Annotated in this window: 11 protein-coding genes; 7 read left to right on the top strand and 4 right to left on the bottom strand. The window is 65.7% G+C overall.

Going from position 1 to position 12,191, the window contains the following annotated elements:
- Nucleotides 1-183: 183 nt before the first annotated feature.
- The 7 genes from FBZ87_RS10550 (at nt 184) to FBZ87_RS10520 (ending at nt 7,725) form a co-directional block, all read left to right on the top strand.
- Entirely contained in the window at nt 184-1,458 is a 1,275-nt protein-coding gene (locus FBZ87_RS10550) for a glycosyltransferase family 4 protein (protein ID WP_186454690.1), read from the top strand.
- A gap of 147 nt (nt 1,459-1,605) precedes the next feature.
- Nucleotides 1,606-2,709, top strand: coding sequence for a GDP-mannose 4,6-dehydratase (gene gmd, locus FBZ87_RS10545; protein WP_145610271.1), 1,104 nt, complete (start codon nt 1,606-1,608; stop codon nt 2,707-2,709).
- Complete coding sequence (gene fcl, locus FBZ87_RS10540; protein ID WP_145610270.1) at nt 2,678-3,652, top strand: GDP-L-fucose synthase; 975 nt, start codon at nt 2,678-2,680, stop codon at nt 3,650-3,652. The genes gmd and fcl overlap by 32 nt, the downstream gene beginning before the upstream one ends.
- 147 nt (nt 3,653-3,799) lie before the next feature.
- Nucleotides 3,800-5,344 carry a lipopolysaccharide biosynthesis protein gene (locus tag FBZ87_RS10535; RefSeq protein WP_145610269.1) on the top strand — a complete coding sequence of 515 codons (1,545 nt, stop codon included), beginning with the start codon at nt 3,800-3,802 and terminating at the stop codon, nt 5,342-5,344.
- Nucleotides 5,341-6,174: an FkbM family methyltransferase gene (locus tag FBZ87_RS10530; protein ID WP_145610268.1), complete on the top strand. Its 834-nt coding sequence runs from the start codon at nt 5,341-5,343 to the stop codon at nt 6,172-6,174. The genes FBZ87_RS10535 and FBZ87_RS10530 overlap by 4 nt, the downstream gene beginning before the upstream one ends.
- An 89-nt stretch (nt 6,175-6,263) precedes the next feature.
- Nucleotides 6,264-7,235, top strand: a complete 972-nt coding sequence (locus tag FBZ87_RS10525) for a hypothetical protein (protein ID WP_145610267.1) — start codon at nt 6,264-6,266, stop codon at nt 7,233-7,235.
- A 73-nt stretch (nt 7,236-7,308) separates the two neighbouring features.
- Nucleotides 7,309-7,725, top strand: a complete 417-nt coding sequence (locus FBZ87_RS10520) for a hypothetical protein (protein WP_145610266.1) — start codon at nt 7,309-7,311, stop codon at nt 7,723-7,725.
- Between the two features lie 12 nt (nt 7,726-7,737).
- Here the strand turns inward: FBZ87_RS10520 and FBZ87_RS10515 are convergent, their stop codons facing one another.
- Genes FBZ87_RS10515 through FBZ87_RS10500 form a run of 4 tightly spaced genes read right to left on the bottom strand, consistent with a single transcriptional unit; the run spans nt 7,738 to nt 12,134 of the window.
- Nucleotides 7,738-7,983: a hypothetical protein gene (locus tag FBZ87_RS10515; protein WP_145610265.1), complete on the bottom strand. Its 246-nt coding sequence runs from the start codon at nt 7,981-7,983 to the stop codon at nt 7,738-7,740.
- Nucleotides 7,984-8,010: 27 nt separating this feature from the next.
- Nucleotides 8,011-9,453 (bottom strand): hypothetical protein, encoded by a 1,443-nt coding sequence (locus FBZ87_RS10510; protein WP_145610264.1) that lies wholly within the window; start codon nt 9,451-9,453, stop codon nt 8,011-8,013.
- A 60-nt stretch (nt 9,454-9,513) separates the two neighbouring features.
- A complete protein-coding gene (locus tag FBZ87_RS10505) occupies nt 9,514-10,938 on the bottom strand; it encodes a hypothetical protein (RefSeq protein WP_145610263.1) in 1,425 nt (474 codons plus the stop codon).
- A complete protein-coding gene (locus tag FBZ87_RS10500; RefSeq protein ID WP_145610262.1) occupies nt 10,935-12,134 on the bottom strand; it encodes a glycosyltransferase in 1,200 nt (399 codons plus the stop codon). Before FBZ87_RS10500 ends, FBZ87_RS10505 begins: the two co-directional genes overlap by 4 nt.
- Nucleotides 12,135-12,191 lie beyond the last annotated feature (57 nt).

Raw genomic sequence — 12,191 nt, 5'->3', positions numbered from 1 at the left:
GATAAAGCACCCCCGGTCACAGGTTGGTCACTGGCGGGTTTGACGCCGGGCTTGTTTGATTTCAACCACGACATCAGCGGGTTCATGTGCCCGAACCACCTGTCCACAACGCCGCGGCGCCGGACGGGGGTTCCAGGCGCCCCGATCCCGACCGCCGATCAACCGACCGGAGTGACCAAGGCCGTGGCCGTGCACACCCCCCAGTCCCAATCGCATCCGTCCGGGCGCCCCGTGCAGCCGCCGCCGGTTTTCGGTGGGTTTTCCGGGGAAGAGGCGCCCGCTCGTCCGATCCTTACGGAGGGTGAGGCGGGCGAGCGCCGTTTCGACCATGTGGCCATCACCTCGGTCTTCGGCGATCCCACCCATCCCCGCACCTGGTCGGGTGCCCCCCGCAACCTGGGCGTGGCCCTGGAAAAGTTGGGCGTGACGGTGGAGGGCTTCCACCCCCACCTGTCCAAGACTTTCAAGATGGGCTTGGCTGCGCGCCATGTTATGGGCGGCTACGGCAGGCTGATGACATCGGAGCAGCTGTACCGCGCGGCCCCCGCCCGGCGCCATCTGGCCCGCCAGCTGGCAGCCAAGGCGGCGGAGCGCGGCACCCGCCACATCATCCACACCGGCGCCCTCGACCTGCCGGCTGTGGAGGCGCAGGCCACGGCCGATCCCATGGCCGACCGGGCGCATCGTGTCCACCACTACCTTTATTGCGATCACACCTGGGCGCTGGCGGCGGAGCATCGCCCCGACATCGCCGGCTACAGCGCCCGCGCGCTGGAAGCCTATGAGGAGCTGGAGCGGCGGTCGCTGCACTGCGTCGACCACATCTTCACCTTCGGCCGCTATGCGCGCGACCACATCATCAGCCATTACGGCGTGCCGGCGGCGCGGGTGACGGCGGTGGGCTCGGGCATGGGCGACATCAAGCCCTACATCGGGCCGAAGGATTACGCCAAGCCCAAGCTGCTGTTCGTCTGCAAGCACCTGTTCCGGGAAAAGGGCGGCGAACTGGTCATCGAGGCCTTCCAACAGGCGGTGCTGCGCCGGCCGGACCTGACCCTGACCATCGTGGCCGACCCATCGGTGCGGGACCGGGTGCCGGAGCATCCGGCCATCGACTTCCGGTCCGCCTTGCCATGGGCGGAGCTGCAGGAGCTGTATCGCCGTTCCTCCCTGCTGGTGCAGCCCATGCTGAACGACCCCTGGGGCCAGGTGTATCTGGAGGCGCTGATCTCCCGCACCCCGGTCCTGGGCTTGCACCGCAACGGCCTGCCCGAGATCACCGGTGATGGCCGCTACGGCTTCCTGGCGTCGCGCGCCGACCCCCAGGTGCTGGCCGACCTCATCATCCACGCCGTGTCCGATCCGCAGCGCCTGGCCGTCATGGGCGCCCGCGGCCAGAACCACGTGCTGGAAACCTACACCTGGGACCGTGTCGCCCGCGCCGTTCTGTTCCCGTGAGGGCACGGGCACGCCGGCCGGCCGCCAGGATAAGGGGCGCCTAGAACAAGGGAAAGAAGCGCCCCCGCGAACAACAACCCTGAAAGAACAGAACTCCCAAGATTTTGCTGAAAACAGCGATCAACCCTTTGATGAACGGAGCAGCGTATGTCGAATAGAACCGCGTTGATCACCGGTATCACCGGCCAGGACGGGTCTTACCTGGCCTCGTTCCTGTTGGCCCGTGGTTATGTGGTCCACGGCCTCAAGCGCCGTTCGTCGTCCATCAACACCGACCGGCTGGACCACATCTACCGCGATCGCCATGAGGGCGGCTTCGAGTTCTCGCTGCACTACGGCGACATGACGGACAGCATGGTGCTGACCCGTCTGATCGCGGAGACGCGGCCGACCGAAATCTACAACCTGGCAGCCATGAGCCACGTGGCCGTCAGCTTCGAGATGCCGGAATACACCGCCAATGTGGACGCCACCGGCACCCTGCGTCTGCTGGAGGCGGTGCGGTCGCTGAAGATGCAGGACGATGTCCGCTTCTACCAGGCGTCCACCTCCGAACTCTACGGCGGCATCAGCAGCGAGCCGTTGTCGGAGACGACGCCCTTCCATCCGCGCAGCCCCTACGCGGTGGCCAAGATGTACGGCTACTGGATCACGGTGAACTACCGTGAGGCGTACAACATGCACGCCTCCAACGGCATCCTGTTCAACCATGAATCGCCGGAGCGGGGCGAGACCTTCGTCACCCGCAAGATCAGCCGCGCCGTGGCCGCCATCGAGCGCGGCCTGCAGAACTGCTTGTACCTGGGCAACCTTGAGGCCCGCCGTGACTGGGGCCACGCCCGCGACTATGTCGAGGGCATGTGGCTGATGCTGCAGCAGGACAAGCCCGACGACTATGTGCTGGCCACCGGTGAGGCCCATTCGGTGCGCGAGTTCGTGGAACTGGCCTTCCATTGCATCGGCCGCCCGCTGGTGTGGCGTGGCGAAGGCGTCAACGAGCGCGGCTACTGCCGCCGCACCGGCAAGGTGCTGGTGGCGGTCGACCCGGCCTACTACCGCCCGGCCGAGGTGGACTTCCTGCTGGGCAACCCGACCAAGGCCAAGACGGTCCTGGGCTGGGAGCACAAGATCGCCTTCGAGGAACTGGTCTACGAGATGGTGAACGCCGACCGCGCCCTTCTGGATCGCACCCCCGTCAAGCAGTGGGAAGGACAGCACGATGCACAAGCCCCCTTACGAGCTGCGCAATAAGCGCGTCTGGGTCGCGGGTCACCGCGGCCTGGTGGGCTCCGCCCTGGTGCGGCGGCTGGAGCGGGAGGGGTGTGATGTCCTGACCGTCGGCCGCCACCACTGCGACCTGCGCAACAGCGGCCAGGTGGACAAGTGGATGAAGGACTTGCGTCCGGATGCCGTCTTCCTGGCGGCGGCCCATGTCGGTGGCATCCATGCCAACGACACCCGGCCTGCGGAGTTCATCTACGACAACCTGATGATCGAGGCGAACATCATCGACAGCGCCCACCGCTCGGGCGTGGAGAAGCTGTTGTTCCTGGGGTCCTCCTGCATCTATCCGCGGATGGCGCCCCAGCCCATCCCGGAAGAGGCGCTGCTGACCGGCCCGCTGGAGCCGACCAACCAGTGGTACGCCATCGCCAAGATCGCGGGCATCAAGCTATGCCAGGCCTACCGCCGCCAGTACGGCTGCGACTTCACCTCGGTCATGCCGACCAACCTGTATGGTCCCGGCGACAACTTCGACCTTATGGCCAGCCATGTGGTGCCGGCCCTGATGGTCAAGGCGCACAAGGCCAAGCAGGAAGGCGCCAAGACCTTGGAAATCTGGGGCAGCGGCACGCCCTTGCGCGAACTGCTGTTCGTCGATGACGCCGCCGACGGCATGGTCTTCGTCATGAAGCACTATTCCGAGGAGGAGCCGCTGAACCTGGGCAGCAGCCAGGAGGTTTCCATCGCCGAGCTGGCGGAACGGATCTGCCGGGTGGTGGGTTTCCAGGGCCAGATCGTCCACGACCGCAGCAAGCCCGATGGCACGCCCCGAAAGATCATGGACAACAGCCGCCTGGAGGCCTTGGGCTGGCGCGCGCCGACGTCGATCGACGACGGCCTTGCCCAGACCTACCGCTGGTATGTGGAAAATATCGGCTCCGTCCGGGGCGCGCCGGTGGTCCATGCCTGATAGCGACGATTCCCGGGCGCGGGCTCTCCCCGTCGCCTGGGTCGTCGCCGCCAATGCCCGGTTCGGCGATTGCCCTCGCCGGGCCGGGCATTGGTTCCACCCCAACAACGGCGGTCCGTGCTTCAGGGCCGCCGGTGAGAGGTGTTAATGCGTGATCGGAACGGCGATCTGAATACCGCCCACCTGATCGGTGACATCGGCCGCCGGGCGACCCGCGGGGGCACGGTCATGCTGGGGGCCCAGGTGGTGAAGCTGGTGGCCCAGTTCGGATCCGTCATCGTGCTGGCGCGCGTGCTGGCACCGGCGGAATTCGGCCTCATCGCCATGGTCGGCGCCATGACCGCCCTGTTCGAGATCGTGAAGGAACTGGGCCTGTCCGCTGCCACCATGCAGAAGACGGATATTACCCACGAACAGGTCAGTGCCCTGTTCTGGATCAACACCGGCGCCGGCTGCCTCATCGCCGCCTGTCTGGCCCTGGGTGCGCCCGTCATCGCCCGCTTCTACGGGCAACCCGACCTGGAAGCCGTCACGCGCTGGCTGGCCCTGGGCTTCGTCATGAGCGGCGCCACCGTCCAGCATTGGGCCCTGCTGCGCCGGCAGATGCGCTTCTCCGCCATCGCCATCGCCGAGACGGGCAGTGAGCTGATGGCCTTCGTCGTCGCTGTGGTCCTGGCCTTCCAGGGCTGGGGCCACTGGGCGCTGGTGGCCCAGCGCCTGGCCGCCCCGCTGCTGGTCATGACCGGCTGCTGGATCTTGTGCCGATGGCGGCCATCGCTGCCCCGGAGAACGCCGGGAATACCGGAACTGCTGGGCTTCGGCCTGTCGGTCTCGGGGTGCGGTATCCTGGCCACCCTGGCCCGCAGCGTCGATCAGATCCTGGTGGGCCGATTGTTCGGCGCCGCGACCCTGGGTCTGTACGAACGTGCGGCGCGTCTGGTGCTGGTCCCCATGAACAGCATCAATGCGCCGCTCTATTCCGTGGCTATGCCGGCCCTCAGCCGCCTGGTGGATGAGCCACAGCGCTTCCGCCGGGCGTTCGGTGTCCTGATCGAGCGGGTGGCCATGGTCACCATGCCGGCCGCCGCCGGTGCCGCCGTGGCCTCCGACTGGGTGACCAACCTGCTGTTCGGCCCGAAGTGGGAGGCGATGTCCCCCCTTATCACCTGTTTCGCCCTGGTGGCCGCGGTGCAGCCGACGCTGATGACGGCCGGCCTGATCTACCTGCCTCAGGGGCGGTCCCGCGACCTGCTGCGTTCCACCGCTATTGACGTGGCCCTGGCCATTGCCTCCTTCGTCGCGGGCATCCCTTATGGCGCCGTGGGCGTGGCGGGGGCCTATGCCGCCATTGGCCTGGTCATACGTCTGCCGGTTTGCTTCTACCTGGCGGCGGGGCAGGGGCCGGTGACCCAGCGTGATCTATACCTGCGCATCACGCCCTCGGTGGTGGCGTCGCTGGCCGTGGCCGCCGTCGTCTGGATCCTCAGGAACGGCGTGATGCCTGAGAGCCTGCTGGCGGCGCCCCTGGTGGCCCTGGCGGTGGCCGCGGTGGTGGGCATGCTCACCGCCGGGGTCGCCTTCCTGCTGATGCGGCCAAGCCGGGACGCCATGACCGGCGTGGTCCGGTCTCTATTCTCCCGGCACCCGCCGCAGCCGGTATCGACGACCTTCGCCGAGGAGGTGGCTGAATGATCCCCGGTGCGCTGAGGCGCGGTGCGAAGCAACTGGTTCGCACCGTCTGTCCCACGCCGATGATGCTGTGGCTTGAACACAAGTATTTCGAGCATTTCGGTGAACCCGAAACCCGCCTGGTACGCCATCTTTGCGAGCCCGGGCGCGACGCCATCGACGTGGGCGCCAACGAAGGCTGCTACATCCACTTCATGCGCCCCCATGCCCGGCGCGTGTACGCCTTCGAGCCGGTGCCCTGGCTGGCGGAGCGCCTTGCGGCCAAGTTCGGTGACGAGGTGGTGGTTTACCCCACGGCCCTGTCGCGAACCTCGGGCATGGCGCAGCTGCACATCCCCGTGGTAGCGGGATTGCCGGAAACCGGCTTGTCCACCCTGTCGCCTACAGCGCTGGCCGACCAGCCGGCGCAACGCGAACTGAACGTGACCTCCTCCCCCCTCGACGCCGTCTATTCCGGCGACGTCGCCTTCATCAAGATCGACGTGGAGGGGCATGAGGAGGCGGTGCTGGAAGGCAGCCGGGAAACCATCGCCCGTTCCCGCCCCCGCATCCTGGTGGAGATCGAGGAGCGGCACGCCCGCGGTTCCATCGACCGCATTGCGCGCTTCTTCGACGCCATCGATTACCAGGGCTATTTCCTCTACCACAACAAGCTGCGCCCCCTGGACGACTTCGACGTGGCCACCATGCAGCGGCCGGAAGACATCCAGGACTACCGCCCCGGTCTGGCCCGCAGCCAGTTCGCCGACTATGTGAACAACTTCCTGTTCCTGCCCCGCCAGGAATCCCCCGGCACCCTGGCCAACATCGCGGCCGAACTGGCGCAGGAATAGAGTGGCCTGCGCCCGCCAGCGCTCGCGCACAGGTTGACAAGAACAAACAAAGAACATACGGTGCTCTTCCGGCAACAGGGAGAGCGAACATGGATGGTTGGCAGCGTCGATACCGCCTGAGCAACGGCCCTGGCGGCCTGGGCCTCAGCTGCACGGCCGAAGGCGTGGGGCTGGCTGGTGTTCCCCTCCTGGTCAAGGGTGCCGGCGGCTTCCAGGCCCGCCCGGCGGCCGAGGTGGCGGTGTTGCTGAGGCGCGCCTATGCCGGCGTGGAGCCGGGTGCTGCCGTGCTGCCCGGCCTCACCAAGATCGCCGACGCGCTGAACCGGGGCGACCTGGCCCAGGCCATGATCCGCGCCGTGCACCTGCGCCTGCCCGACCTGGACTGGGACGCCGCCGTCCGTCTGGCGCGGGCCAACGACAACCTGGTGAAGTACAGCCCGGATCAGCCTCGGGATTGGCATGGACGCTGGGCAAGTGGGGGCGGCGGGGAAACGCAGGCGAAGTCCCCTCGCGACGGGTTGGCTGTAAGCGTCAGTTATCAGCCGCAGGCGCAAGGCGCGAAGAAAAAAGGGGGAGTTATCCCTGTAATGGCGTCAACGATACCGAGCCCAAAAGAAGCGGAGAGGATCTTCAATGAGCAAATAAGGGATTTGCGTGAGAAAGGTATTTTACCAACTCAGAATAAAATTATGGGTAATTTATTTCCAGACTTTGTGTTTCAGCCGGTCTATGCAGTTTTGTATCTAGATGACAGTGTGCACAAATTTGCGACATTAAAAGAAGCGCAAAGAGATGCAGCCAAATATCCTGAAGAAAGAAGAATTGTTGGTGGTAATACAAACGGGAACCGTAGTGAAATCTATATGACGGCAGCAGGGGAATCAGAAATTCCTGGACTAGGATCGACGTCACGCGAACAGACAATGAGATTTGTAATTATGCATGAATGGGGGCACCACAGCCAAGGAGGAGGGTGCACGTCTCCGGATGCTAATGAAAGGGAGATCTGCGCAGATGATTTCTCACTCCATCATCAGGGGACTGAAAATGGGCATCGGTAGGCTGGTTAAGAGTGGATGGATATGCCGCACCCTGTCCGTTCTTTCATGTTCTGCGCTGTTATGCCTTTTCCTCATGTTGAAGTTCGCTCCGATGTCATTTTATGGAGAAGATACGGAGCGTTCCGCGCTGGCGGCTCTCATGAATTACCTCGCAACGGGCAGGGAAATGACGGGGGAATATTATTTCTCCATCAATAGATCGGATCCAAGTGATGAGATTTTCGATGAAATGAGAAATAAATACCCCAGGGCAATTATTCATAAATTCAGCGAAAGCGAAGGGTATGAATTTTGTTTCGGGATGTATATTGACGATGGCCATGAACCAAATTGCGCGCCACACCCATTGATGCATGCCGACTTCATAGCGATGCCATTGTGGCATATCGCGCTGGTTTCGGCTGGCGTGACGGGCTGTGGCGGCCAGTTCTGGGTTCTCAACGCGTTCGGCCGATGGATCGTGCTCACCGGATGGGTCGGATGTGTGTAAGGGGCCCAAGCTCTATATGACCAGCGACAGCCCGGTTTCCTGCGTCATGGCGAGGCGCCGGTCGCCTACCTGGGCCGACAGGGCATAGGCTGCCCGCATCATGGCGGCCGCAGCCCGCCGTTCCGATGGGCTGGGGGCCAAGTCTATGGCGCCGCCGGCAATCTCGAACGGCGACAGGGCTGCGGCAGCCACGCTGGTGGGCACGTCGCTGGGAGAGTCGGGGTCGGTGGGGGAGGGGGCGTCGGGCCAGAGGTCCATGGTCGGTGCTCCCTCTTTCGGGTCGAATCAGTGCAGGGCCGCCAGGGGCGGGATGGTGGGCGGGGCGGGCGGCAGGGCCGCAGCCGGCAGGATCACGGGCGGCTCCAGCGGGGCGGGGACGGGAGCCTCCGCCGCGCGCTTGGCCCGGGCGTGCAGCACGCTGCAGGCGCCGATCAGGAACAGCACGGTCCAGGTCTTGGGGCTGACATAGGCGCCGGACGCCTGGCCGAGCACCGCCCAGGACAGCCAGCACATCAGCACGGCGCGCACGCCCAGGGCGCGCAGCCAGCCGCTGATGGCCAGGATCATGACGATGCCGCCGCACAGGCCCAGATAGACCCAGTGCAGGAAGAAGTAGTTGATCAGCACCTCGTTGGGCTCTGGGATGTTCCACAGCGGGCTGAAGGCGCCGGAGCGCAGGAAGACGTCGGCGATGTTGTCGCTGACCAGCTGCTCCCCCGTCAGGCCAACGCCCAGGATGGGGTGGTGCTTCACCACGTCCACCGCCACCAGGAAGGGCCCAATGACGCGGTAGAAAAAGCTCTCGTCGTTGCCAGAGGCGATCTCGTGCAGGCGGTTGGCGTAGACCGTGCTGCCCACGATGGCGAAGGCGGCTATGGCCAGGATGCCCACCGCCGCCAGCTTCAGGATGCGGGTGGTGGTGGACTGGCTGGCGTCGTCGCTGGGGCCCAGCTCGTGCAGCGCCAGCAGCAGCACCAGCAGCAGCAGCGTGGGGCCTGGCATGGCCACCATGGCCGCGGCCGTCATGGCCAGATAGCCCAGGCGCTTGTACTTCCAGTCACTGGTCAGCAGCCAGGAAAAGGCGAACAGGGTGTAGGCGAAGGTGACGGCCGATGGCTCTGTCGTGAACAGCTTGGGTCGCACGCGGCCGTACAGCATCTCGTCCCGGATGTCGGACTCGTAGATGCCCTGGTGATAGATCGCCAGGCGGACCGCGTCGCTGATGCGGTTCAGGCCGGCATAGCTTTCCAGCAGGGTGCCGATGACGATGGTGATGATGAATACCAGCATCAGGCGCGAGAACGCCGCCGCCCCCGCCTCGACCACCGTCAGGAACAGGGCGTAGGAGATGACCAGGGAATACATCATCTGCAGCAGGCCCGTGGTGCGCTTGGACAGCAAATCCAGGCCCGGCGCGTAAAGGATGGAGGCCAGCAGCAGCAAGGTCACGCCCAGGAAGGCCGCCAGCCCGGTGGGGGAGATGCGATGCCGCCGGCGCCACAACAGGACGACACCGGCCATGCCGGCGATGGCGGCGGGGAAGGGCACGTTGGGCGTGATCTGGATGGAAAAGCCGGTGTAGATGCCCAGCAGGAACACCACCAGCAGGACCCAGTCGGTGCGGGCCATGCCCGGTCCGGGCGCGTCCACCCCCCCGTCCAGGCTCCAGGATCGCTGCGGCGCCCATGCGCCGATATCAGGGGCCGTCCACTGGGTCACAAGGGTCATCACTCTGCCTCAGGGCTTGGTGGCTATGGTGTAAGGGCCGATCTTTTCCAGATGCGCCGGCTAGGGACGATGTCGGGGCCGGCCGTTGCCGCCGATGGCGACCAGCGTGCCCGGCGGATAGGGCCGGGGCGGCGGGGGCGGGGCCGGGATGGGCGCGGATGGCGCCGTCTTACGCTTGTGGGCCTCGGCGTGCAGGATGCTGCAGGCCGCGATCAGCATCAGCACGGTCCAGGTCTTGGGGCTGACATAGGCGCCGGACGCCTGGCCCAGGATGGCCCAGCCCAGCCAGCACAGGGCCAGGGCGTGAACGCCCAGGCTGCGCAGCCAGCCGGTGATGGCCAGTATCAGCACCACGCCGCCGCAGATGCCCAGGTATACCCAGTGCAGCCAGAAGTAATTGGTCATCACCTCCTGCGGATCCGGGATGGCCCACAGCGGGGAGAAGGATCCCGAACGCAGGAAGACCGTGGCGATGCTGTCGGCGATCATCTGCTCGCCCGTCAGGCCGATGCCCAGAATGGGGTGGTTCTTCAACACCTCCACCGTCACCAGGAAGGGGCCGATGACGCGGTAGAAGAAGCTTTCGTCATCGCCGTTGGCGATATTATCCAGACGGGCGGAATAGACGGAGCTGGCGATGACGGCGAAGGCGATCAGGGCCAGGGCGGCGATGGCGCCGATCTTGATGAGGCGCACGCTCAGCAGGGTGGGCGCGTGCTCCTCCCCCTTGGGCACCATCTCATGCAGGCCCAGCAGCAGCAGCATCAGCAGCAAGGTGGGTCCAGGCATGGCGACCATGGCCGCCGCCATCATGGCGAGATAGCCGAAGCGCTTGTATTTCCAGGTGCTGGTCAGCAGCCAGCAGAACGAGAACAAGGTATAGGAGAAGGTGACGGCCGATGGTTCCGAGGTGAACAGCTTGGGCCGCACCTTGCCGTACAGCAGCTCGTCCCGGATGTCGGCGTCATAGACGCCGGAGGTGTAGATTTTCTGTCGCACGGCGTCGCTGATGGCGGCCAGGCCGGCATAGGTCTCCAGCAGGGTGCCGACGATGATGGTCAGGATGAAGACCAGCATCAGCCGGCAAAAGGCGGCCGGCCCCGCTTCCACCACCGTCAGGAACAGGGCGTAGGAGATGGACAGCGAATAGATCATCTGCAGCAGGCCGGTGGTGCGCTTGGACAAGAGGTCCAGCCCCGGCGCGTACAGGATGGATGCCAGCAGCAGCAAGGTCACGCCCAAGAAGGCGGCCAGGCCGGCGGGCGAGATGCGGTGCCGCCGGCGCCACAGCAGGATGACCCCGGTGATGCCGGAAATGGCGGCGGGAAAGGGGACGTTGGGGGTGATCTGGATGGCGAAGCCGGTGTAGATGCCCAGCAGGAATCCCACCAGCAGCACCCAATCCACCACCCCCAGCGGCTGGCGTTGCGCGGCGCTGTCTTGGGGAACGGCGCCATATCCCGCCCATTCTGTCCAGGTCGTCATGCCGCGTTGATGGCCGTCAGCAACTGCGGCCCCCTGCTGGTCCAGTGGAAGCTGTCACGGCAGGCGCGATAGGCCGCGTCCTGCAGATTGTTCAGGCGGTCCAGATCGTCGATGGACTGGACCACGCCCATGGCCAGGTCCTCATGCCCCGGGTACAGCAGGATGCTTTCCTCCTGCTCCAGCGGCACGCCGGCCACCGAGCCCTTCAGGGCCAGGATGGGCAGGCGGTTGAAAACATAGTCCAGCACCTTCAGCTTGAATCCGCCGCCGTTGCGCTCCGGAACCAGAGCGATGCGGGCCGCGTCCATATGGCGGCGCACGTCGTCCACCGTGCCGGTGAAGCGGGTGGCCAGGACGCGCTTGCGCATGCTGGCCAGGAAGGTGGCATCGCCGCTGCCCACCACCTCCAGCTCCACGCCGTTGGCGGCGAAGATGGCGTCGGCCACGCTGATGAACTCTTCTAGGTTCATGCGCTTGGCGATCCAGTCGAAGCTGCCGACGATGACGGCGCGGCGGGGCAGGTCGCGGCTGATGGGCTTCTTCTCACGCTCCGTCGCGCGATAACCCGGGGTCACCACGGCCATGGCCTTGTCGGGCCAGCGCTCGCGATAAAGGTCGGCGTCGTCGGGGGTGATGGCGGTGATCAGGTCCGCCTCTTTCACGATGGCGCGTTCCAGATGCGTCACCTTGGCGGCGTCGAAGCGCATCGCCTGGTGCTTCAGCAGGTTGGATTGGTTTTGCGCCAGCTGGGCGCGCAACGATTCCTCGTGGTTGTGCGACACGTAAACCAGCTTGGGCCGGTTGTGGCGGTCGGGGTAGCGGCGCAGGAAGTCCGCCAGCGCCCACCCCGACCCCACGCCGTCCAGCACCACACTGTCCCACGATTCCGTCGCCAGCAGGCGGCGCAGCCGGGCATGCATGTCCGGCGTGCCGCAGCGGTGGGCGATGTTGGGCAGGGGGGACCGCAGGCTGCTCCAGCGCGAGCGGGGCTTATGCTCTGCCAGGTGCCAGGCGATGGCGCCGGCGCCGGGCGTCTCGCGCGCGCCATCGGCGCGCTTGCCGTCCGGCCGGCTCAGCCCCAGCACCGCCATGTCGGCGCCCGCTTGTGCCAGGCTGCCGATCAGCCCCCCGGAATAGATGAACTGTCCGTTGTGGGGCGGGTCGGGGTCGGCCAGCGTGATCCAGAGGCAGCGCATGGGCTACGGTCCCTTCTGTGGTGGTCTGCCGCCGGCACCCTCAGGCGCCGGGCGCCG

The organism is Nitrospirillum amazonense (assembly GCF_007828035.1).
Lineage (GTDB): Bacteria > Pseudomonadota > Alphaproteobacteria > Azospirillales > Azospirillaceae > Nitrospirillum > Nitrospirillum amazonense.
This window is presented reverse-complemented; position numbering and strand designations above follow the sequence as displayed.

Excerpts from the sequence above, each read along its gene's own strand:
- FBZ87_RS10530 (WP_145610268.1), top strand. The coding sequence starts at position 5,341 with ATGATCCCCGGTGCGCTGAGGCGCGGTGCGAAGCAACTGGTTCGCACC.
- FBZ87_RS10510 (WP_145610264.1), bottom strand. The coding sequence starts at position 9,453 with ATGACCCTTGTGACCCAGTGGACGGCCCCTGATATCGGCGCATGGGCG.
- FBZ87_RS10520 (WP_145610266.1), top strand. The coding sequence starts at position 7,309 with ATGTTGAAGTTCGCTCCGATGTCATTTTATGGAGAAGATACGGAGCGT.
- fcl (WP_145610270.1), top strand. The coding sequence starts at position 2,678 with ATGCACAAGCCCCCTTACGAGCTGCGCAATAAGCGCGTCTGGGTCGCG.
- FBZ87_RS10515 (WP_145610265.1), bottom strand. The coding sequence starts at position 7,983 with ATGGACCTCTGGCCCGACGCCCCCTCCCCCACCGACCCCGACTCTCCC.
- FBZ87_RS10505 (WP_145610263.1), bottom strand. The coding sequence starts at position 10,938 with ATGACGACCTGGACAGAATGGGCGGGATATGGCGCCGTTCCCCAAGAC.
- FBZ87_RS10525 (WP_145610267.1), top strand. The coding sequence starts at position 6,264 with ATGGATGGTTGGCAGCGTCGATACCGCCTGAGCAACGGCCCTGGCGGC.
- gmd (WP_145610271.1), top strand. The coding sequence starts at position 1,606 with ATGTCGAATAGAACCGCGTTGATCACCGGTATCACCGGCCAGGACGGG.
- FBZ87_RS10535 (WP_145610269.1), top strand. The coding sequence starts at position 3,800 with ATGCGTGATCGGAACGGCGATCTGAATACCGCCCACCTGATCGGTGAC.
- FBZ87_RS10500 (WP_145610262.1), bottom strand. The coding sequence starts at position 12,134 with ATGCGCTGCCTCTGGATCACGCTGGCCGACCCCGACCCGCCCCACAAC.